General features: G+C 42.3%; 20 protein-coding genes. 10 read left to right on the forward strand and 10 right to left on the reverse strand.

Features of this window, described 5'->3' with window-relative positions:
* The 3 genes from G4V62_RS16800 to G4V62_RS16810 all read right to left on the reverse strand — a co-directional run.
* Nucleotides 1-601 (reverse strand): glycerate kinase (locus tag G4V62_RS16800; RefSeq protein WP_165204433.1); only part of this gene is annotated, 601 nt, incomplete at its 3' end.
* Nucleotides 602-745: 144 nt separating this feature from the next.
* Nucleotides 746-1,855, reverse strand: a complete 1,110-nt coding sequence (locus tag G4V62_RS16805; RefSeq protein WP_165204436.1) for a CdaR family transcriptional regulator — start codon at nt 1,853-1,855, stop codon at nt 746-748.
* Nucleotides 1,856-2,137: 282 nt separating this feature from the next.
* The gene (locus tag G4V62_RS16810) at nt 2,138-2,737 is read right to left on the reverse strand and encodes an HD domain-containing protein (RefSeq protein ID WP_165204451.1); all 600 of its coding nucleotides are present in this window, start codon (nt 2,735-2,737) and stop codon (nt 2,138-2,140) included.
* A 139-nt stretch (nt 2,738-2,876) separates the two neighbouring features.
* Between G4V62_RS16810 and G4V62_RS16815 the strand changes: the two genes are divergently transcribed.
* Complete coding sequence (locus G4V62_RS16815) at nt 2,877-3,461, forward strand: TetR/AcrR family transcriptional regulator (RefSeq protein WP_165204453.1); 585 nt, start codon at nt 2,877-2,879, stop codon at nt 3,459-3,461.
* A gap of 593 nt (nt 3,462-4,054) precedes the next feature.
* Nucleotides 4,055-4,285: a DUF4083 family protein gene (locus tag G4V62_RS16820; protein WP_165204455.1), complete on the forward strand. Its 231-nt coding sequence runs from the start codon at nt 4,055-4,057 to the stop codon at nt 4,283-4,285.
* On the opposite strand, the gene G4V62_RS16825 is transcribed toward G4V62_RS16820, so the two are convergent.
* The gene (locus tag G4V62_RS16825; protein WP_165204430.1) at nt 4,224-4,370 is read right to left on the reverse strand and encodes a hypothetical protein; all 147 of its coding nucleotides are present in this window, start codon (nt 4,368-4,370) and stop codon (nt 4,224-4,226) included. The genes G4V62_RS16820 and G4V62_RS16825 overlap by 62 nt on opposite strands.
* 132 nt (nt 4,371-4,502) lie before the next feature.
* On the opposite strand from G4V62_RS16825, the gene G4V62_RS16830 reads away from it, so the two are divergent.
* From G4V62_RS16830 to G4V62_RS16840, 3 genes are read left to right on the forward strand one after another with little or no spacing between them, the layout of a single operon-like run.
* Nucleotides 4,503-5,978, forward strand: coding sequence for a nitrilase-related carbon-nitrogen hydrolase (locus G4V62_RS16830; protein ID WP_165204457.1), 1,476 nt, complete (start codon nt 4,503-4,505; stop codon nt 5,976-5,978).
* Nucleotides 5,978-6,517 carry a LytTR family DNA-binding domain-containing protein gene (locus tag G4V62_RS16835; RefSeq protein WP_165204459.1) on the forward strand — a complete coding sequence of 180 codons (540 nt, stop codon included), beginning with the start codon at nt 5,978-5,980 and terminating at the stop codon, nt 6,515-6,517. Before G4V62_RS16830 ends, G4V62_RS16835 begins: the two co-directional genes overlap by 1 nt.
* 6 nt (nt 6,518-6,523) lie before the next feature.
* On the forward strand, nt 6,524-6,949 hold the full coding sequence (locus G4V62_RS16840) for a hypothetical protein (RefSeq protein ID WP_165204461.1): 426 nt from the start codon (nt 6,524-6,526) through the stop codon (nt 6,947-6,949).
* Between the two features lie 376 nt (nt 6,950-7,325).
* Here the strand turns inward: G4V62_RS16840 and G4V62_RS16845 are convergent, their stop codons facing one another.
* Nucleotides 7,326-8,081, reverse strand: coding sequence for a DeoR/GlpR family DNA-binding transcription regulator (locus G4V62_RS16845; RefSeq protein WP_165204463.1), 756 nt, complete (start codon nt 8,079-8,081; stop codon nt 7,326-7,328).
* Between the two features lie 192 nt (nt 8,082-8,273).
* Here G4V62_RS16845 and G4V62_RS16850 point away from each other — a divergent pair, with 192 nt between their 5' ends.
* Entirely contained in the window at nt 8,274-9,125 is an 852-nt protein-coding gene (locus G4V62_RS16850) for a Cof-type HAD-IIB family hydrolase (protein ID WP_165204465.1), read from the forward strand.
* 150 nt (nt 9,126-9,275) lie between these two features.
* Here the strand turns inward: G4V62_RS16850 and G4V62_RS16855 are convergent, their stop codons facing one another.
* Entirely contained in the window at nt 9,276-15,065 is a 5,790-nt protein-coding gene (locus G4V62_RS16855; RefSeq protein ID WP_165204467.1) for a SpaA isopeptide-forming pilin-related protein, read from the reverse strand.
* Between the two features lie 786 nt (nt 15,066-15,851).
* Here G4V62_RS16855 and srtD point away from each other — a divergent pair.
* Entirely contained in the window at nt 15,852-16,457 is a 606-nt protein-coding gene (srtD, locus tag G4V62_RS16860; protein WP_165204469.1) for a class D sortase, LPxTATN-specific, read from the forward strand.
* Between the two features lie 130 nt (nt 16,458-16,587).
* A complete protein-coding gene (locus tag G4V62_RS16865) occupies nt 16,588-17,703 on the forward strand; it encodes an AI-2E family transporter (RefSeq protein ID WP_165204483.1) in 1,116 nt (371 codons plus the stop codon).
* A 139-nt stretch (nt 17,704-17,842) separates the two neighbouring features.
* Here the strand turns inward: G4V62_RS16865 and G4V62_RS16870 are convergent, their stop codons facing one another.
* The 4 genes from G4V62_RS16870 to G4V62_RS16885 all read right to left on the reverse strand — a co-directional run bounded on the left by G4V62_RS16870 (nt 17,843) and on the right by G4V62_RS16885 (nt 21,527).
* Nucleotides 17,843-18,613: a sugar phosphate isomerase/epimerase family protein gene (locus tag G4V62_RS16870; protein ID WP_165204471.1), complete on the reverse strand. Its 771-nt coding sequence runs from the start codon at nt 18,611-18,613 to the stop codon at nt 17,843-17,845.
* A gap of 2 nt (nt 18,614-18,615) precedes the next feature.
* A complete protein-coding gene (locus G4V62_RS16875) occupies nt 18,616-19,392 on the reverse strand; it encodes a sugar phosphate isomerase/epimerase family protein (RefSeq protein ID WP_165204473.1) in 777 nt (258 codons plus the stop codon).
* Between the two features lie 197 nt (nt 19,393-19,589).
* Nucleotides 19,590-19,967: a hypothetical protein gene (locus G4V62_RS16880; RefSeq protein ID WP_165204475.1), complete on the reverse strand. Its 378-nt coding sequence runs from the start codon at nt 19,965-19,967 to the stop codon at nt 19,590-19,592.
* Nucleotides 19,968-20,492: 525 nt separating this feature from the next.
* The gene (locus G4V62_RS16885) at nt 20,493-21,527 is read right to left on the reverse strand and encodes a zinc-binding alcohol dehydrogenase family protein (RefSeq protein WP_165204477.1); all 1,035 of its coding nucleotides are present in this window, start codon (nt 21,525-21,527) and stop codon (nt 20,493-20,495) included.
* Between the two features lie 303 nt (nt 21,528-21,830).
* Here G4V62_RS16885 and G4V62_RS16890 point away from each other — a divergent pair, with 303 nt between their 5' ends.
* Entirely contained in the window at nt 21,831-22,205 is a 375-nt protein-coding gene (locus G4V62_RS16890; RefSeq protein WP_165204479.1) for a VOC family protein, read from the forward strand.
* A gap of 399 nt (nt 22,206-22,604) precedes the next feature.
* Nucleotides 22,605-23,165 (forward strand): MGDG synthase family glycosyltransferase, encoded by a 561-nt coding sequence (locus G4V62_RS16895; protein WP_165204481.1) that lies wholly within the window; start codon nt 22,605-22,607, stop codon nt 23,163-23,165.
* Nucleotides 23,166-23,231 lie beyond the last annotated feature (66 nt).

A 23,231-nucleotide genomic window follows, 5' to 3' on the forward strand; every position in this document is an offset into this window, starting at 1 on the left:
TTGTACCACAGAGAGGGTTTGTCACATCGGAAAACACAACGATATTTGTGTCCTTCAGCCTCGAATCGATATTTGATACGTCGATTGTATGAATTTTATCCAAAGCTTCAGCTCCAAAACCAACTTCAACGCGTTGTTTATCTTGAAAAGAAGCGCCTAAGGCTTGTGCCATACCAACGCCCCCGTCGTTGGTAGCACTTCCGCCAATACCAATAAATATCTGTTCTACCCCGACATCTAGTGCAGCTTTAATCAGTTCGCCCGTTCCGTAAGTCGTTGTTTTAAACGGGTTTCTTTCATTGTTTTTGAGCAAAGTTAACCCAGATGCTTCTGCCATCTCGATGACTGCTTTGTTCCCTTCAAATACGCCAAATTTTGCCAATACAGGCTCGCCATTGGGACTTGTAACCCATTTTTCTACAAAATATCCCTTTTTTGCATGAGTTAAAGCTTCAACAGTCCCTTCGCCTCCATCAGCTAGGGGGAATTTGATGATATTCGCTTCTGGTTTGACATTTTTAATACCCTTTTCAATATAGCTGGCGACTTCAAAAGAAGTCGCACTTCCTTTAAACGAATCTGTTGCGACGATAATCTTCATAGAAACTCCCCATCCTTTACCCTCCTGAAAACGCTTACTGTTAGTATAGAGGACGGATATCGGAAGATTCTATATAATGGGTACTAAAAAAAGCCGATAAAAAAGCAGGTTAACTTGTTACAGGTAACAAATGTGCCCACTAGTTCACTTGCTATTGAGGATAAACGCTATTTTTAGAACGACAAAATCGTGATACTTTCTCATGTCGTATGAGGTTTTATCTCTTAACTTATTGAGTTTATACTGAAGTGTGTTTTTATGAATAAAAAGCGCTTTAGAAACTTGATTTATTGACCCATTATACTTTTCAAAGAGATGGATGATGTAACTGTATTCTTCGATTTCTTCGTTACTTAATTGGCCAAATGCTTTGTTGCAAAACTCCGCCGCAATCTCTTGTGGGGTGTGCCCTGTGATTAATTCAATGTCTAATTGTGAATAAAATTGGTAGTTTTCTTCTGCTGAAAAATTTGCCCACCCTAGTGAGAACTGCGCTTTTATAAAAGAGTCTTTTACGCTCCTTAAATATTTAACAACGGTACCAATACCAAACCGGATGTTTACACCAATCTTCTCAACAACCTCTCTCGTAATATGTGCAAGTTTTCTTTTTAGGGCATCTTCGGATTCGTCTCTAAGGATCATAATGATATTGCTCGTATTTTGTAGGATAAAGTGTTCTGAAATAGAATCAAATGCGTCGTTAAAAATTTTATAAAGCACTTCTTTGTTTTCCATTGAATTCTTATCTAATATTTCTGAAATGATGACCATTCTCGGGATACCATCTTGAATATTAAAAATTTGTAGTCTATTTGTAAACACATGATCATGGCTTTCATCATTGAACAGTAGCTCTTCAATAATCATTCTCTGCTTTTCTTTTTCTTGATTCTTTACTTGATTAATATAAGCATCCTTAATGATAAACTCTGTCATTCGTTTAATGATTTGACCGTATTTTTCAACTTCCTTATTGTCTCCTGTAATTCCTATAGCTCCTATTATTGTGTTCTCAAAATAGACTGGTAAATTAATTCCTTTTCTTGAACCTTTGTATATATCATTGTCACGAATCATCAGATTTCTTTCAGATTGAATGACTCTTTTACCACCACCATGAAAAGTACCTATACGGTCTAAGTCTGTGCTAGCGATAATAACGCCTTCCGTATTGATATAATTAATATCTTGCTGAATGATCTCTTTCATTTCGACAACGATTTTTTGGGCGACTTTTGTTGATATGTTCATTTAAATCCTCCTTGATCTGTTAGAATGTTTTTTATTGTAATCCAAATTGATGCGGTTGAATTATAAGAAATAAAAAACTAAATAGTTTAATTATTTAATTTATTTACATTTATTCGTACCGATTTTTAGGAGGGTTCTTGGTGATCATTCGCTAACTCTAATTTTGCTATGAATCAACCGAGCTTTTAAATGCTTTCAAAACACCTGTCGTTAAATATAGAGAACGCCACTTTTTCTTGAGAGAAAAGTGACGTTCTATGATCAATCTTCTTTGTTTACCTTCTACTCTTGAAACGGTGCATTCATGACCCAATCCACAAAACCCACACTTAACATCGAAGAACTCAAGTTGTTTGGTTGTTGCTCGGCTTCTTTTAGCGTTGCATCATGTTGAATGAGTTCTATAATCGCTTGTTTGAAGCCGAGCCGAGGATAAGCTTCAATGATGAAGTGAAACGCATCTTCCGGGATATCTTTTGCACGCAGCCCCATGATATCCATACCGGCGCCGAAATGGACTAAAGCAACTTCGGGTTGTTTTTCTTCCGCAATTTCCGACGTATGTAGAATAATCGCTTCTCGCACGACATCGATTTTATCTTGCGAAAAGCCATGAGACCGAAGAAATTTTTCGGCGTGGTCCGCACCTTCATATTCGAATGATTGCCTGCAACAGACATGCTCCGTAAGTCCAATGTCGTGCAAGACTGACGCGAGATAGAACAACTCAAGGTCATATTTGAGTCCGTATTGTTGGCCAAGCACATCGCCAAACGCATATGTTCGTAAACAATGGTTATAAAGAAACTCTGGGGAAATGTCGTAAATCAATTGAGTGGCTTCTTTGGCTATCTTACTGTCAGGGATGATCATGTTTTGCATAAGTGTCCTCCTCAGTTTGAATTCATTTCAGCGTAACTATCAAAAAAGAGACCAATCAGTCTCTTTTAAGATACCTCACGATATGCTAATGTACAACTAAAATATGTGACAATTTCTTATCAAAGTCATGGAGGCGCTTATGAAAAAAGGGGAGCAAACACGGAGACATATTGTCATAAAATCAGCTGAATTATTTAATCAAAAAGGGTATGCTGGCTGCTCAATGAACGACATTATGGAGGCGACTGGGTTGCAAAAGGGCGGCATTTATCGCAATTTCAAAAGTAAAGATGAGATTGCGTTTGCGGCGTTTGACTATGCTGCCGACACGGTGTCGCAACATTTTTCAGAAGCACTTCACGAGGCGAATACAGCATCAGAAAAAATCGGGGCTTTTTTTAAAGTCTATGAAGATGTGATCAATCACCCGCCTGTTCAAGGGGGATGTCCATTGCTGAATACTGCCGTAGAAAGTGATGATACCCACCCAGCCTTAAGAGACAAAACGCTTGGCGTCTTTCATACATTTCTCAGCATGATTGAAGGAATTATTGAGGAAGGAAGGCTAAATGGTGAGTTTAAAACAGAGATCAACACGAAGGCATTAGCATCTTTTGTAATTTCAGCGCTAGAGGGAAGTATTATGGCAAGTAAGCTGGCGGGAAATAATCAGCACGTGGCGCACAGTAGGGAGCATGTACTGCATTATTTAAAGATGATATAACCGGGATAGGTCCATGTCGAAAAGAAGTTAAGGTTCATGAATAAAGCCTTGCACAGCTAAATGATAAAAGTAAACATATCGGTTGATTCATAATTTCACCATGACATACTCTAGCGTCACTGAATTGTCAAATCACTCTCCCACTTCACAGCAGAGTACGTCGCGTTTGTTTCCCTACAATACAATGACTGGATCATGATCACTCGAAAAAAGCGTTCGTGATTCGGTTTTTTCTTTGCTTAAAATCTCCGGTTAAACATGCATATTCTATATTCAAAACTTTGTATATTTTTGTTAAAATGCGGATTACACGATTTACACAACAGTTGGATGAGATGTATAGATGCTACGATGTAAAACATTGGTTGAGCATCTGACTACCAAGTCCAATGCAGCAACCAAACACGATTGTTATCAAATGAAACAGGCTGACGTCGATGACGGACAAAGAATTCGTCATTCATGATGTCTCTTCAATGGCTAAGTTTAACGATTTTTAAATGTTTTTGTACGATCGTTGTCTTTTTGGCAGCTCTATTCCACATGATTGGCAGCTAAATCATTGACTGCCTTCTAGATCTCATACCATGACGATGAGGAGGACTTTTGATACGGAAACTTTCTTTCAACTTTTCGCTATCTCGTACATAGATATTACCTTTCAGCTGATCATCATCGCCCTGATTATTTTATTCTTTGTTTCGTTGACGTTATTTGTCCGGAGATTAATGATAAATGCCTCGGTAAAAAGGAAGCAAGCTGCTAACGCTGAAAAGAAATTAGATCGTATGATTGAATTGCTTGAAAAAGATAACCAATCGTAGTTCGTGTGACATAGTGTTTATAGTTTGGCACTTCATGCTTAGCGATGTGCCATGAACGACGATGGTTGACCTTGACTTCCTCCATCACTTTCCTCTACGCCCCCCTCAGCTTCCTGTCCCGCTCACCGCCATTTTTGTCCCTTCTACGGTCATTCTACTGCCTCTTTCATCGATCCCTTCTATACTTACATTATCAAATACAAAGGTGTGGTGTGAGATGAAGAGGTTTTATCCAGTGCTTTTACTGCTTCTCGGCGGGCTGTTTATGGCGCTTAGCAATGGAAAATTTTTATTGGCGCCGGCGGCTTGGCTGTTTCCGGTGTTACTCCTTTTCGCCGTCAAGGACATGCGGTTAAGAACAGCATGGTTTTGGTTGACGCTCGTGACGGCGGTGGGAAATCAGATCAGCTTTCATGATATGCTGCCGAGCTTGTCAATTCCGCTGTTTGAGTATGTTCCTGCACTGGCGGGGGCGATGTATGCGTGGCCGTTTGTGTTGCAGCACCTCGTATATCGCCGGACAAATTCATTTGTGGCGACGTTGATTTTTCCGGCCACTTATGCGCTTCTTGATTATATGAACGTCTATTTTAATCCGTATGGCACGTTTGGTCTTCTCGGTTATTCACAGCACGATTTTTTACCGATCGTTCAAGTGGCGTCCGTGTTAGGTGTCACAGGCATTACGTTTTTGATCACGTGGACCGCGTCCGTCGTCTATTGGCTCAGCTTTAACCATACAACGTCGAAAAAGCGTACGGTTGCGCTTATGACAGTGGCTGTTCTTACACTCATCGTAACGTGGGGCGGGGTACGGGTCGTGACGAATACAGCTTCTGAGACCATTCCCGTTTCAGGCATTCATACAATCGACCGTACAGATGCTGAAGTGCTGGACATTTACAGTTTGCACACGAAAGATATGGGTGATTTTCTGCAAAAAACGGAAGATCGCATGGATGAATTAATCGATTTGACGGTCGCCGAGGCAAAGGCTGGTGCAAAGATGATTCACCATTCTGAAGGCGCCATCGTCATGGATGAAACGCAAAAAGCGCTTTATTTAGAACGCTTAAGCGACGTCGCACAAGAATGGAATATCCATATTGTCACCGTTCCGTACGTATTTACTGCGGAAGGCTCGCCGAATGAAAATGTGTTGTACATTATTGACCCTAGAGGTGACATTGCGTTAGAGCATTACAAGTATGGTGGAAATATGATTGAACAGACGGTCGAAGGGGATAAGTCAATTCAATATGTCGATACAGAATACGGTCGGATTTCTGGAATCATTTGTTGGGATAAAGACTTTCCGACAATCGTCGATCAAGTAGGTCAAAAACAGATCGACACACTGTTCATTCCCTCAGCCGATTGGGAGGAAATTTCTCCTTACCATACGATCGTCGGTCATTTTAGAGGTGTAGAAAACGGGGCGAATGTCGTCACGCAAACGGTCAACGGGATGTCGACGATCACCGATTACACGGGACAGACGTTGGCGAAAATGGATCACTTTACGACGGATCAGTGGGTCATGCGCGGGCATGTTCCAACGACAGGCACGAATACCCTCTATTCTGTATGGGGAAAATATGTGGCAGGGTGTATAATACTCATATTGGTTTTAACTTTACTTTATATTTACGTCATTCCTAATAGAAAAGGCGGATCGACGAAGGAGTTCTAATGAGATTAGGTGTAGTGTGTAATGCTTCCATTCGCGAGGAAATTTTAGAAAAGTGTCAATCGCTCGGGATTGAAGTGTATAAAAATGCGGACCTTTATGTCGTCGAGGAAGGGTTTCATCATAGCTTTTTACCGTGTATCGTTTTTCACCCTGAACACCTCGATGAATTATTTACGATGCTGCAAATGTTTGCCACGACGACGACATCTTCCAAGATTGTCGGTACGCAAGACGATGCGTTTTACGTCATTTCCCACGATGACATTTTGTATTTTGAAGCCGTTGATGCAGGGCTATTATGCCATACCGCGACAGACGTCTACCGGATAAAGGAGAAACTCTATCAGCTGGAAGCGCGTCTTCCCGGTGATCGTTTTGTGAAGGTCAGCCGCTCCTTTATCGTTAATATTGATGAGGTAGCGCGGATTATCCCTTGGTTTAACAGAAGATTACTGCTCAAATTCGAACGTTCAAAAAAGGAAGTTGAAGTATCGAAAAATTACGTTGGACGTTTCAAAGCGTTTTTAGGAATGAGGTAAGATTTGATGCGAAAATATTTTTTTGAAGCCCTTATCGTATCGGCATTGATCGGGATCTTCATTAGAGCGCTCGTGCTCATGATTGTAGGGAAACCTTTACTCACAAATATTGAAAGTTATTTTTACAGTGCAATCATTGCCATGGTCTCCTGTACGATCTCGTTTGCAGTTCATGTTAAGGTTCTCACCAACCACCGTTATTCCTCAACCGTGAAGTATACTATATCTTCGCTGCTGATCCTGTTTATTTATATCATCAGCAATTTATTTTTCGGCGGTGTCACGATCATTTTTCACTGGGCATTTTATGTATTTGCGCTGATTATCGTCTTGATTTCCCTACCATTGATATATCATTTAAACAGAAAAACCGCGCTGTACAATGAGTTTTTATCACTAAAAAAAGCACAGCATGCGGATGATGAATCATAGTTTAGTCAAACGGATACGGATAAGCAAAAAAAGCGTGGGGTTTGCCTCACGCTTTTTTGTGTACTGTTATGCGTTAAAATCCATCCATTAGATAAGCCTCATAATCAGGAATGCGCCGCTCTAATCAATCGATGACGGCGCCTGTGTTGATTTATCGGAATCATCTGGTCTTTGACGCCCATCAATAGTGTGGTCAAGGCTTGAATAGCTATCGTTGAAACACGAAAAGTAACGTTTAGGGAGATGAAGTCATGAAACGAAGAAGCTCCCACTTCACGCTAAGTAGTCAGTCGGTCACAGAGCGCCATTCACTTCATAAAAATCGTCTGACCACTTTCACCAGCTAGAAAGAAGTGTTGACCGTTTACTTCTTCCTTCAAGCTCTGACAACCTCTATGTCATATTCTTGATATAGCTCCTCAAGAAGAGCAGGTGCCCCTTTCTCAATGACAAGGAAATCAACATCCGACAAACCCCCTACGAAGAAATGTGATACAGTGTTCACTTTGTTTTGGGTTAACAAAATGGCTGTTTGATTAGCACTTTCCAACATTTGTTGTTTCACTAGTGATTCTTCGTAGTGAGGAACGCTAATGCCGAATTCATGATGAATTGCATAGACACCTAAAAAGCAAAGGTCTGCTTTTATTTGCTTAAGTGCCGAAATGACAGGGGAACCAATGGTGACAAGGGACGCTTTGAGAAAATTCCCCCCGAGCAGAATGACCTTCACATGCGGATGCTCGGCTAACTCTAGGCTGATCACTGGGCTATTGGTAATGATCGTAAGATGAAGGGTGTGCGGAAGGGCTTTAACTAGCTGCAGATTTGTCGTGCTTCCATCCATAATGATCACCTGTCCATCTTTGATCAATTCGAGACCTTTTTTTGCCAAACGCATTTTTTCTTCTGAATACGCTTGATTGCGGTCGGAAAATAAAAGAGGACCTGCATGGATTGGAAATGCGCCCCCGTGTACACGTTTAATCCAACCATTCTCATCCATTTCCCGCAAGTCGCGGCGAATCGTATCTTCCGAGACATCTAACCGTTTACTTAATTCGGCGGATGTCACCTTCCCTTCCAACTGAACAATCTCCACAATTTGCTGCTGCCTTTCTCCTTTTAACATGAAGACAGATTCCTTTCTTGACTGTTTTATCTCATCATACCTGCTCATACGAAAAATTCAAGAAAAATCCTGCCAAACAAGAAATTCCATGCATTAATACGCCTGTATTATCTTGAAATAAATGATATTAATATTTATAATAGGCACAAACATGAAATGTTAGCACATTCAAGAAAAGGGGGGCTTGATGTTTTGAAGCTCATCGCGATTGATCTGGATGGCACATTGTTAGACGAAGACAGCAAAATCAGTCAGGAGAATGTCCGTGTAGTTAATGAGGTGATCAAGGGGGGACATTTAGTCACCATTTGTACAGGGAGAGCCGCTTTTGACGCACAGGCTTTGTTGGGAGAACGAATGACCAGCGTTCCAATCATTGCGACAAACGGATCTGTCATTATGGATCAGCATGGTCAACTTTTAACCACGACACCTATGAATCAGCAAGAGGCCAATGCCATTTTGCAAGAATTGCAGCAAAAAGACTTCTACTTCGAGATCACGACAGATGAAAACATCTTCATCCCTGCGAATGGCAAAGAGAAATTGTATGAAGAAATGCTTCGTATGAAACATCGATTTCCAGACATGGATGAAGCGAGTCTCTGGAAAAAAGCAGAAATGCAATTTACGCAATCCAGACTTACGTCAATGAAGGGTATTAATGAACTTGACTGCCCGGTTTATAAAATATTGTTATTCACTTTTGACTTAGCGCAGCTGAAGAGCATAGCTACATCTTTTGCCAACCATCCTCGGATCGACGTCACTTCTTCATCTGACTTTCTGATTGAGCTGATTCCACGCAATGCAAACAAAGGAACAGGCGTTCAATGGCTCGCGCAACATTATCGCATTCACAAAGAAGATACGATCGTCATCGGAGACAGCCATAACGACGTGGCAATGTTTGACGTCGCGAGCGTCAAAATCGCGATGGACAACGCCGTTCCAGCAATTAAAGAGCGCAGTACGCTTATTACAAAAAGCCACCGGGATAATGGTGTGGCTTATGCGCTAGAACACCAATTACAGCTCACATAACGCAAATCTGCAAATGCAGGCATGATGGATGATTGTCTTCGACTGATCCGGCACAGGAAACTGTGGAGTTTTTTAATGGATTCGGGCCAAGACAAAGACAAAAACCCGCCCCTCTTTATGAGGGCGGGCTTTGTTTATGAGCGGCTCTGCTTAACCTTGCATACGGCGGCGTCTTAAGAACATTGCCGTACCACCGAGTGCAATAGAGATTAAACCAGCAAGCATCCAGTTGTAGCTATTCGTTGCGGTGTTTGGCAGTAACTCACCTTCAACATTTTTACCTCCGGTACCGTCACCTTCATTCGTGTCACCAGCACCAGCGATATTGCTGTCGTCATCGTCAGTCTGACCCTTATTGTCATCCCCGGCGTTCGCCTCATCGCTTGGCAGTTCATTTGAACCTGGGTCTTCTGGGTTTTCAGGCTCAACTGGTGTTGTCGTGTCAACGGTGTTGTATGCTGTCACTTCAACGAACTCGCTTTGATTTTCTTCAATGTCAAAGCTGATTGCTTCGTCGTCAAGGACGTAGCCTTCCGGTGCTTCTGTTTCAGTGAACGTGTAGCTGCCTGGCTCAAGACCGTCAACGGTAATGTGACCATTGCGATCAGTCACATGCGTAGACAATGTATCTCCGTTCTCATCTTTTAGCACAAATGTTGCGCCAGACAAGACCTGATCTTCGTCATCGGCATCGACTTTCGTCAACTGCACACCACCAACGCCGTCGCGTTTCTCATTTTCGACAGTCAATTCGATGGTCGCAGTGTCTTCATCAGACACTGTAAATTCGATCGGTGTCGTATCAAGTACGTAGCCTTCTGGCGCTTTCGTTTCGACGAACTGATAGTCGCCAGTTGCCAAGTCATCGACAACGAGGATCCCATCGCGATCGGTTTCCAAATCTTCTTTCACCGTGTCACCGTCACTCGTTTGCAAGTCAAACACAGCACCTGCAAGCGTCTCGTCACGATCGTCCGCATCTACTTTTTGCAGCTCAACACGGTTGTTCGCTTTTTCGTTTTCGACAAAGACCGTTTCCGTTTCGCCTTTACCAACTTCTACGTCGATCGGTGTATCGTCAAGAACGTACCCTTCAGGCGCTTTCTTTTCGATCCACTGATAGTCGCCAGGCTCTAAGTCAGTGACACGGATACGTCCGTCATTGTCCGTCACGAGATCAGACTCCACGACGTCTCCGTCTTCATTGACGAGATCAAATTCAGCACCAGCCAATTGGATCATGCGATCGTCTTCATCGACCTTCACTAAGCGAAGCGTAGCTTCCTCATCTTCAGGGTCCGGCTCCCAACGAGATCCAGATGGATTCTTCTCGTTTTCCGCCGTCACTGTCGTATAAGGCGCATCACCAATCTCAAGCGTAAACTTGATCGGCTCTTCGTTCAGCTGATAACCAGACGGCGCATCCGTTTCGACCCACTGGTAATCCCCAGGAAGGAGGTCTTCGACGACAATTGTCCCGTTGCTGTCGGTCGTCAAGTCAGCTGCGACAAGCGCACCACTTTGCGTTTCAAGATCAAACATCGCATCCTCAAGCGTTTTCGTTTCGTCGTTTTCATCGACTTTAACGAGTTCTGCCGTTCCGCGAATGAGGTCGTTATAAGCATGAACCTCAATATACTTTTCTTGACCTTTTACAATCTCAAAATCGATGCGTGTCTCATCAAGGATATAACCTGTTGGTGCATCCGTTTCGAGGAAATAATATTTTCCAGGTTTTAGTTCTTTTACAGATAGTTGCCCAAATTCGTTTGTTTTTAAATCGCTTAAGAGCAAACCATCATCGCTGTTGAAGAGACTAAATGTAGCTCCTTCAACAGGTTCGTCATGGTTTGTCTCCTGTACTTTCGACAAGAGGACCGACCCAGGAGTTAAGTTATTTGGCACTGAAAGTACTAGTTCTTGCTCTTGATCTTTTTTGATTGTAAATGAGTAGAACGGATGGTCTGGCAAGTCGTAACCAAACGCAGGTTCAATCTCTTCAAATTGATAGTTACCAGGCGGTAAGTCCGTTACCGTGATAACGCCGTCCTCGTCTGTTGTATACGACCCGCCAATTTTATTCCCTACAGCATCTTGAAGCTCAAAAATAGCTCCTTTGATTCTTTCATTGGTGTCAGTATCATATTTTACTAGTTTCACATCACCAGGAATGAGTGTGTTTGCATGCGTCTTTGTTACAATTTCATTGCCTGTTTGTGGAAATGTAATCTCAAACTCAATTGGAGTTTGATCGAGTTCATAGTCCGTAGGGGCTTTCGTTTCTATTAATTTGTATTTACCCGGACGTAAGTTGTCGATCTCTAGTTTACCGTTTGAATCTGTACTTAACTCTTTATAAACAGCTTCATTCTTTTCGTCTCGTAAGGTGTATTCCGCACCTTTAAGAACTACATTAGAATCTGCGCTATCGACTTTTGTCAATACGACTTTACCTTTGATAATGTCGTTCTTAACCGTCTTGGTAATAACTTTATCTTCACCGGCCTCTGTCATATCGACAACCAAAAGCTCTTCACTCGGCTCATGATATCCTTCTGGCCAGCTTAACTCTTTAATGGCGTAATTTCGGTCCAGGTAAAGCTCTTTAAATTCAGCAATTCCGTTGTCATCTGTTGTTGCAGTGGCAAGTTGAATTTCTCCGGTTTGGTTATATAGACCAAACTCAACACCTGAAAGGGCATCGTTTGTCTCGCTGTCTACTTTTTTAACTTTCAAAGTGCCGTCTTTCGTCCGACCTTCAGCGCCGCCGCTTCCGGATGAGAATTTGACTGTAATAGCTTCAGAACTGGTGTATTCCGACTGGATATCATCAGCAAAGAATTCTGCATTGTTACTAAGTTCATCATTATGGGCTGCATTGATAAATGTCTTATACTCTAGGATGTATGGTCTTGTAATAGGCTCAAGCTTATCGCTAAATATAAGTGTAAAAGTGTTCGAGTTGTCTTCTAGGACTTCAACGAAATAATCTTCACCCTCAACAAGCTCTTCACCTTTAGTTACTGTCTCGTCTGGAGCAACATTCGTCTTAAATAATTTAAATGAATCTTCAAGGAATATTTGATTCCCTGCAATAGTGTCAGTTACCTGTACATTTGACACTGTAGATTGCCCGTAATTTAGGTTTACTGTCCAGTGAATGGTGTCGTTCACTTGTTCTCCGGACTTTTCAACATATTTGCCGGCTTGATCTACTGAGACACTGGCGTCCACACTGAGTTTTTCTTCATCATCATCTTTTAAGACAGCAGTATTGTGATATGTTTTTTCGACCAATTGATCAGCTAGTTCAGTTTTATATTGAACTTTGTAGGCTGAATTATTAATAGAGCCTTTAAAGTGGATTTCAAAAACAGGATTACCTTCACTGGATGTTGATTCTCTAATCTCATATTGATCCTCACCTAGTGGTTCTCCTATTTCGCCTTTATCTTCATCTTTATCATCTTTACCGTCATTATCAAAATCCCATTGATACACTTTAATTGAGTCGTCGATCAGCTGTTGATTTCCTAGAATTTCATCACTGACGACAGCATTATTGTACTGTTGAAGGTTGTAGTTTACCCCAAATGTCCACGTGATTTCTTTAGTTTCAGCGTTGTACGAACCATACTTGTAGCCATTTTGCAAGGTATAGGGATTTGGCTCAAATTTGCTCCCTGTCGTCACTTCGCCGCCGTCCCAGGTAATAACGACTTGGTTGTACAGATAATGCTTATCCTTTTCGGTTCTATCTTCATAATCAAAATCTGTCGTGTAGGATAATTCTAATTCTTTATCGATCGTCACATGATCAAGAAAACGAATCGTAAAGCCGTTACTGTCTTCAATTAGTGTATAATGCTCATCTTTATTATAGGTCACCCCATCAGCAGCTGTTTCTTTAATGACAATTGTGTCCGAATGTAAGGTTAAACCGCCATTTGTAAACGTATCTTTGATCTCTAGGTTCTTCATCTCGTATAAATCGGAATTAATCGTCACATGCCATTTAAGTGTTTTGTTTTCATAATCCACATTACTGTATCTTTTTTTCCCAACGACTTGGCCTGTTGGTTGAGTGTCATCAACAGTTTCGCCCTTGTAAGTTACTTCATTCGTGATGTCTCCACTTTCTATGACACGATTGTCTGCTTCTGTTTTATAGATAATTTTATACGCGTTTGAGATGTTTTGATTAAACTGAAGATTAAACCCTTCTTTTTCTCCATCAGTTACTATTGGAGTCAAGGTATATTGACCTTGAGGAACAAGTTGATCATTTACAGGATCTCCATCCTCATTAATATCAACTTTGAACACTTCCAAAGAATCCTCAATTAAATGATGACTATCTGTAAAACGATCGTTTAAAATAGCCTCAGCTTCCGGGATGATCTTTTCATTAAAGTTGTAGCGAATTTCCCAAGTGATCGTTTGATTGTTTTTGTCGTAGTCTATTGCTTCTTTCTCCAGTGCTTTTCCTCTCGTTGTAGTCACAGTTGCGCTTGCAGGAAGATCGGCAACGTTTTCGCTTGTCAGAGTTACATCATTCGTATATTCTGTACCTTCATCTGTGATATCCGTTACATAGACTACTCGGTACGCAGTTTCAATATCGCCAAAATCTACAGAAAGATCCTGTCCGTTTGTAACAGCTGCGTAGTTTGAGGTTACAACGTCACCTTGCTCAACACTACCATCAATATTGACAATGAGCTCATAGACTTCAAGACTACCATCCTGGTAAGAAGTACCTTCAGGTAAAATGTCTTTCAAACTTGCATTTGTGAGCTGATCAAGCTTCTTATTAAAGTCGACCGTCCAAATAATCTTTGACGCATTGTAATCACGATCGTTCTTCCCTTCTTTATCGATCGATGATTCAATTTCAGGTTTGATAATCACAGGAATATCTTCTGTTTCCCCAAGTGCCGGGAAGGTAATATCACGAATGGCTTCACCGTCTAAGTCTTTTCTAATGTGTGACTTTAATTTGACAAAGCCATCCGTTACTGCTGTACCTTCAATGTTTTCATTAAAAGTAAGTACAACCTCTACAGGGCCGTCATCTGAAGGTGTCGCTACAAAGTCACCATAATCGCCAAGGTCTCCTGTCACTTCGTTAAATAGGTTGAATTCTTCAGGAAGCTCAAAGGTATACGTCGATCCTGCTGCATACCCATGGTTTTCTGGCAATTCAAAAGTATACTTAATAAAAACTGGGTCTTCGCGCTCTAATATTTCTCTAATAGACTCGTCTTCGCCAATAGGTGTCCCGTTTTCATCCTCTCCACGCCACAACCCAACGCCTGTTAAGATATCCTCTGTAATCTCTTGAGAAACAGGCGCAATTTGAGGCATCTCTACCATAGGAATAGCCGGCACAAGCTCGGTCATCGGCAGGTCTTCTTCACCTTCAGGCACGATGATCTCTGGTGCGTCGATGACGTCACCTTCACCAGTTCCCTCTTCTGGGGAAGTTGGGTCACCGGTGTTATCACCATTGCCTTCTTCTCCCTCTGGAAGAGTTGGTTCTTCAGTGCCTTCTTCACCGTTTCCTTCGTTCTCTTCAGGGTTATCGGTTTCTGGTGTTTCTGTTTCTGGAGTTTCACCTTCAGGGTTGTCACTTTCAGGTGACTCAGGCTGTGCTTCGCCCTCTTCATTTTCAGGGGTCGTTCCTTCTTCACTTGAATTACTGTTTTCTTGCTGTTCCTTCTCTGTTTCGGAATCTTCTGTACCTTCAGAATCCTCAGCATTTCCGTTTGTCGCGTCGTCTGGCTTTGAGGTATCTTCAACCTCATTGCTCTCCGTTTCCACAATTGTCTCTGTTGCTGGTGGTTCCTCAACTGCTTGAGCCACTGGCGCGAGCGTACCGCTGAGTAATGTTTGCATAAGCAGCATGACAATCGCGAAGACTGCAAATTGTTTTCTCATCTTCTCGTCTCCCCTTAAAGAACGCTTGTTCATATTGGACATCGTCTGTGGATACCCAAACCTGGCGTTTTACAGGAAGAAAGACCGTTATTTTGTTTATCTATTATCTACACAAAGGGACTTTTTACTTATTTACACACAACAAAAATAGGCCGAATCACTCAAAAAAAATTATGAGTCGTTCGGGTATTTACTATGGCGTTATGTAGGCCGATATTAAGTGTGGGCGCACATAACAATACAGCTTTCATACTGTAACATCCTACGTTGGCGCGTCGGATATGTGTGATCTACCTAGCAATCAAGGTCATTTTGCATGTGCGAAATGCAAAATGGCTTATTTTTTTACTGCATTGCATGCTTCTTTTGCCTGTGCTGGTCGGCATACGGTCCTCCTTCCTATAATTACTTCACAAGTTATGTTTATCCACAGATCGTTATAGTTCGATTATAACAAAGTTATATTATTCCGCAATCATTTAGACTGCTCAAACTGTATTTTTTTAAATTTATTGACCAACCAGCTTCAGGTATACGCTTACATTGATTTCCTAGTAAACTCCCCCGATATGTATCAATACTTACTTCATTCTATTTACGTTGCAACATTTTTTATCATTTCAAATCCCCTCCTTAAGCAAGCCAAATCATTAACCTGTAAATGCTTTTTGCTATACTGATTGGTATAAGATTATTTTTTGCTTCCTTCTAAAAGGTGTTTTATCTTTTTCACGAATGAAATGGATCAATCCACAGGTCGTTTCATTATTGAGGAGGGTTATACTTATGAGCCGTGTGTTTATTTTTTTAACCATTACTGTCGGGGTTTTTATGCTCGTATATGGCGCATCGGAACAATTCAGTATGGCGAAGCAACAGAAGGATACGCTTACGACAGCACAGCAGCTCGTAAATCAAGATACAGAGCCTGTGAATCGGACATCGCCTGAGGATGCTGCGATTGCGCAGGCAGAAAAAACGCCTGAAGTCGAGACTGAGGATGGCGTAATGGGTGTGTTGGAAATTCCTGCGATTGACGCAGAGCTGCCGATCGTTGAAGGAACGACGTATGAACAGCTTGAACGTGGGGTTGGTCATTTTTCTAAAACGGGTCTTCCAGGTGAAGATCGTCAAGTGTTAATCTCCGGCCATCGCGATACGACCTTTCGAAAAACAGGTGATTTAAAAATTGGCGATCAGGTAACAGTGTCGTTAAGTTCGGGCGATCATACATATGAGATCAAATCCTTTGATATCGTTGATTGGGATGATCGCACGGTGATTGATCTGACTGAAAGTGGTGAGCGCTTGACCTTGACAACTTGCTATCCGTTTTCCTACATCGGGGATGCGCCTGAAAGATATATCATTAACGCCGAGCGTGTTAATTAACAGCGATATGAAGCAAATCTCTATTTCCATACACCTTTTCTTTCTTTTTTTCGTCATATTCCTTAAAATAATTGTATAGACACCTGGAGAGTGGGGGACGCCTTTGAATTGGAATGAACGGTTTCGACGTATGTTTTTAAATAACAAGTTTGTATTGTTTTTACTAATTTTACTCCTCATCGGCTTAAATGTGATGGTGTTAATGCGCGTTTCCTTTGTGTTTGAGCCATTTGTCATCTTGTTGAAGACCATTGTCCTTCCTGTTGTACTGGCTGGGGTCGCTTATTATTTGCTGAACCCTCTTGTCGATTTCCTTGAGAAGCACCGCATTCGGCGCATTTACTCCATCTTCGGCTTATTTATTGCCATTATCGGATTAATTACGTGGGCGATTGTTTCAGTCGTTCCTTTAATTCAAGCGCAAATTCTAGATATTGCCGAGGAGTTCCCAAGCTATATTCGTCAGATCGGTCAAGAGTTGGCGGGATTGTGGTACAGCCCGATTATTAACGATGTGAAGGAAACGTTGAATATCGACATTCAGCGTTTTGCGGAAAGCTTCTCAAACCGAACGACTGAATTTATCGATAATGCCTCTGGCCGTGTGTTCAGCTTTGTCGGCACAATTACCGAGGTCGTGCTTGCGATCGTGACGTTGCCGTTTATACTTTTCTACTTATTAAAAGACGGCAAACGGCTTCCCGGCTATATTGTGCAGTTTATTCCGGTTAAATTACGCGGGCAATCGTTGCAGGTGCTTGGTGACATTAACCATCAGATTAGCTCATACATTCGCGGGCAAATCATTGTCAGCTTCTGTATTGGTGTGCTGCTCTACATCGGTTATTTAATTATCGGTCTCGATTACTCCTTAACATTGGCGGTCATTGCAGCCTTTACGAGCGTCGTACCGTATGTCGGTCCGACGATTGCAATTACACCTGCCTTGATTATCGCCCTTGTGACGTCACCGATCATGCTATTAAAAATGGTTGCCGTGTGGACGATCGTTCAGCTCGTTGAAGGAAAGTTTATTTCGCCGCAAATTATGGGGAAAAACTTACACATTCACCCGATTACAATTATCTTTGTGATTTTAACGGCCGGCAACCTGTTCGGTATCATCGGCATCTTGCTAGCTGTGCCTGGGTACGCGGTTCTCAAAGTGATTTGTACGCACGCTTTTGCTTGGATTAAGCAATATTCTAAGCTATATGATGAGAAAAAAACGGAGCCTAAGAAGTAAACAGTGAGCCAACCACAGATCATTTATTAACAGAACGGACAACCCTGTCTTGATACGGGCTGTCCGTTTTTTGTCGCATCTAGAAAGGGCTGTCCTGTGTCACCTATCCTCAACCGGAGAAAGACCTATCAAAAGCAAGTTATGCATTTACCGGATGGACGATCTCCCGTAAATGCTTCGCGCTGATCTGTAAACTTTCAAAGGGATCGATGTCAAACTCCTCTTGCTCCACTGTAAACCATTGGACACCATATTTTTTACCTTCTTCTACAATTTGTTTAATGTTTAATTCTCCTGTGCCGATTTCTGTGTTTACTTTTTTTCCAGCAACCGATTTCATATCCTTGATATGCAGGGAAATGCAGCGTTCTTTGTATATCGAAAGCAAGCTCAGCGGGTCAACCCCTGCATATGCCGCCCAATAACAGTCGATTTCTACTTTCACAAGGGCAGGGTCCGTATTTTGGAAAATGAGATCAAAACCGGTCTCGCCGTCCATTTGTTCAAACTCAAAGTCGTGGTTGTGGTACCCGAATCTAAACCCTTGGTCTTTGCATTGTTGACCAATATGATTGAACTGTTCCGCAGCACGGCGGTAATCGTCTGCGGTTTCTCGCCATTCTTTTGGCAAGGCTGGACATATCAATAGATCGTTACCGAGAGTGTGGTGAAATTCAAAGGTTTTCTGCAGAGCATCTCCTGTCAAATCTGGCAGAGAAACGTGTGATCCTGCCGGCGTAACGCCTTTTTCCGCGATGGTCTGCGTAATATCTTTGGCTTCCGTGTGATAAAAGTTAGCAAAAAACTGTATTCCGTCATATCCGAGTTCTGTCAGTCTTTCGACCGTGCCTACATAGTTTTTTTCACAATAGGGCCAGACTGAATACAATTGTACACCGATTTTACCCATGGTCATTCTCCTTTATGATCAAATTTTTTGCGCAAAAACTGTAGGGCTTCAACGACTTCTGTCTCAAAATCATGCCACTGACACTCTATCGATAGCCGAACGTCAGACTTGACCTTTCGGCACTGCCGGACAAATTGGTCATATGGATAATTCCCAGTCCCGGGTGCGAATCGGTTCGTGTCTGCCACGTGAAGGTGGCGAATGTCACTATTATTTTCGCCGATATGTGATAATGGCTCTTGCTCTTCTTGCATATGATAAAAGTCTGCCAACACGTTGATTGAGGGGCGGTTTACTTTCTTCATCAGCGAAACAGCCTCTGGAATGCTATTGATGAGATTCGACTCTTTACGGTTGAGTGGTTCAACGACGACGGTGATCCCTAATGGTTCGGCACAGCTCGCTGTCCACTCTAAGAAGGCCAGCACTTGCTCCTCCCCTCGTTCGCGGGAAAAGCCTTCTTGAATCGATCTTGACTTCCCGCTCCCAAACACGACTGTACCCGCTCCAATCCGGTGAACACGCTCTAGCGCAGAGGATATGTACTGCTGGATGTGCTTTTCATCAACATCGTCACCAACAATTTTTAAATTTGGCGGTAATAAAATATTACAGACATCCACTGGCAGCGGAGAATCTTCGTAAGCTTTAAATAGACGCTTACACTCCGATTCCTTCACCTCTGGTTGTAACGCTACAACTGGACATTCGATAAAATCATAGCCAGCTTGATAAAGGAGTGGCGCTTTGTCAATGCTGGCACAGCAGCCGATTTTCATTCGTTCTACCCCCTTTTTAAAAAATCTTTTCCAAACGTGTTTTTGTTGCTCCTCATTCACCAAAGACGAATACTCTTTTCCCTATTATATGTACTTTTCCTTTTTATTTTTTAAAAATTCTAATATCTAAGCTTTTAAAACTAAAAAAAGGCTGACCACAGAAATGGTCAACCGGGGATAGGGTGGGGTATTCAAGTTTACTTGGAGAAATCTTCGTTACTTAACGCCTCCAAGATGTCATCCTCCCGATGCTGATGAGGAGGCTTGAAAAATGTTTCTGGGGATCGCCCTAATAACAAACAAGCTCCGAAAAAGATGAACAAGCCTGCGATCAATATTCCAACGAATGTCGGTGGAAAAAAGAGGGTGGTGCAGATGATGAGTGCCAACCCATAAAAGAAATAGGCACTCCAACGAAGCCATAGACTGGCAGGTTCGTATAAGGACCAGCCAAATCCGGCAAGAAATATTGGGCCAAGCAGCATTTGTCCGTAACCTACGGATCCGAACAGGATCGCTAATCCGATATATAATAGAATAAATCCACCGAAACGTCGGGCAATCGATCGAAACATTGATTCGTCAGCCTCCCTTCATCGTTTGTGATGATGTGTTAAGTATAGCCTGCTTTTAATCGTCTCAGAACGGCTCAAAGTCAGAAAGTGTCTCAGACTTTAGTCTGAGGCGTAGATTGTTGGCTGGAATTCACTAAAAATAGTATGACAGCTAACTGTTAGAAATAAACGTTGTCTTACAGATGCGTTCATTAGAGGTGTGGATTAGAATCCATACGATCAGATTCACTTAGGTGTAACATCATCATTGTTCTCAAGTGAGGCTGCTGCGTTAAAAAGGGGCTAGATGACACTATATTTTACAGTTAGCGCAAAAAAGAGACAGCTTTTTGAATTACGCTTAACGAACATTCCTTGAAGTGGGAGTCTTCTGTCAGAAAACGATAAAGTAAGCAGTTTCCACAACGAAACGCGCTAAAAACGCCCCTTTAGATATCAATCCAAAGTGGGATCGAACGGGGCATTTAATATGGCACGACTTATATCAAAACTACGCCCCATCTCCACTAACAACTTTCTTTAATGTTATTCAAACCCTTCGATGACCAACTTGCCGATCATTTTCCCAGACTCGATTCGTCTGTGTGCTTTACGTATATTTTCCGCATTGATCGGAGCTAGCATTTCCTTCATCGTGCTCTGAATTCGCCCTTCATCGATTAATCCGGCCATTTTGTTCAAAATATCTCTCTGCCGTTCAACATCGTCCGCCTGAAACGCCGGTCTGGCAAACATGGACTCCCAGCTAAAGCGAATGGCTTTTTTCAAGAAGGGGTTGAGATCAATTGGACTGTTAAAAGGAACTATCGAGACGATTCGCCCTTGTGTCGCCATCAGTGGGGCCAGCTCGTCCCAATGAGGGCTAAGTGACTGGGCAGAAAAAATGACATCTACCTGAGTGACGCCGATACTTTCAAGCTGTGGTGTGATCGGCTTGTGATGGTCAATGACCTCATGAGCGCCGAGCTCCCTTACCCACGCCTCGGTCTCGCTACGTGAAGCTGTGCCAATGACGCGCAAGCCGAAATAACGGGCAAGCTGTACCGCAATGGAGCCAACGCCGCCTGCTGCACCGATCATGAGCAAGGTTTTTCCTTCGTTAGCGTTTTCCCCCTCTTTTAATCCGGCTCGATCAATGAGAGCTTCCCATGCAGTTAATGTCGTTAAAGGGAACGCCGCAGACTCCGCGTACGTCAATGACGTCGGCTTGCGCCCGACGATCCGGTTGTCAACGAGGTGATATTCACTGTTACCTCCTGGACGTGAGTAGTCCCCTGAATAATACACCGCATCGCCCGGCGAAAATGACGTCACATGCTCACCTACCTCCTCTACAACACCGGCAACGTCAAAACCAAGAATGACCGGCGCTTCTCCTTCTGGCCACTGCTTTTTTCGCAGCTTCGTATCAAGCGGGTTGACCGAAACAGCCTCAACGCGAACGAGGAGGTCATAACCGGTCGCTTGCGGACGAGCTGTCACTACATCAAGCAAGCATGTCTCTTCTTGAACGGGCAACGGTTCTACATGTCCGACGGCCTTCATGATTTCTTCATTCATTTATACCATCCTTTCGATCACACTGTACGTTTTTCTCTGCAACATTCATCTTATCGGCACTTACGCTTCTGTGACAAGGCGAACAAGTTTTATTTAAACGTTTAATGAATTGCGAAAAAAGGACATGGTGGGGGCTAAATAAGAAGAAATTCATATCGGCGGCGACTTTAAGAAAGCAAAGAGAACATTCCTCCCCAGCCTCTAAGACATTATTTTTTTGAAAGACACGCCATTCATAGATTCGATCAGATCATCGCACGATTTGCAGTACAATAGAAGTACAACAAAGGAGGAGGCGTCTGTATGGAATATATCGGCTTTGACCATGTTCAAATTGCGATTCCAGAAGGTGGTGAAGACGAAGCACGCGAGTTTTACAACGGTGTTTTATGTCTACCTGAAATCTCTAAACCAGCTGTGCTCGCTAAACGAGGCGGTGTATGGTTTCGTGTTGGTTCTCAAGAGTTACACCTTGGCGTGCAAACACCCTTTTTCCCTGCATCAAAAGCTCATCCTGCATTTCTCGTACAATCTGTTGATAGGATTGTACACATACTTTCGTATTACGATGTTGAAGTCTTGTTTGACGCTCCCATCCCGGGAAAAAAACGAATCTCTACAAAAGACCCGTTTGGAAACAAGCTAGAGTGGATTGAAATTGTATCAAAAGATGTGTAGTTAGACATTTCCCAGGGAATATTGTCACAAAGACGTAAAAGCACTCGAGTTTTTCCTTTTTTGTCGCACACTTTTTCGTGAAAACAGGATGAAAATGATTAAACAATATGGCACAATCGTAGAGAAAGTAATAGCTTGTCCAACGTTCACTTTCTATTTTGGGCGATCAGCTGTAACTTTTCTTGAAAAAATATCGTTTATATAAATAGAATTTACATTTTAATGATTGTTGTTCAAAATCATCCAATGTATGATGAAATGTGTGTTGTTTAACGGATCTCCGCCTTTAGTTGGATTCGTTATACGGCTATTGTCTCTATAGGTTTGATCTCTGGTACGGTATACTTTGTACTGCCGTTAAGAAATCATTCCGGCAAGGGCCATTTGAAGAGCCCAATTGTGAAGAAAGTGGTGGTGACCGTGAAAAAGCAAAAAAAGGTGATGATATTAACCGGGAGCTATGGCAACGGCCATTTACAAGTAGTTAATGCATTAAAAGCATCCTTTGAGCAAACCGGTACTGATTATATTGTCATTGATTTGTTTAAGGAAGCACATCCGTGGATGACCGCTATTACAAAATATCTATATATTAAAAGCTTCACTGTGGGACAGCGTCTTTACAGCTTCTTTTATTATTCAAGCAAGCAAATGGATCATGATCAGTCCATTACCCGTGTTTTTAATGCTTTCGGCTGGCGCAAAGTAAGACAACTGATTAAAGAGCATGAGCCTGATATGATTGTGAATACCTTCCCAATGCTCGCTGTTGCTGAGTATAAGCGGAAAACAGGGGATACGATCCAAACGTGTCACGTCTTGACGGATTACTGTCTGCACAATCGTTGGCTGCACCCGCTTGTCGATCATTACTACGTAGCTACCGAGCAGTTAAAACAACAATTATTGATTCTGGCGTTGCCGATGGCTCGAGAATCAAGGTTAGCGGCATTCCTGTGATGCCAAGCTTTGAAGAAAACAGTGACCATCATCTGTTATGTAAAAAGTACAAGTTTGATCCGGATA

The sequence above is a fragment of the Litoribacterium kuwaitense genome, assembly GCF_011058155.1.
In the GTDB taxonomy this organism is placed as follows: domain Bacteria; phylum Bacillota; class Bacilli; order Bacillales; family DSM-28697; genus Litoribacterium; species Litoribacterium kuwaitense.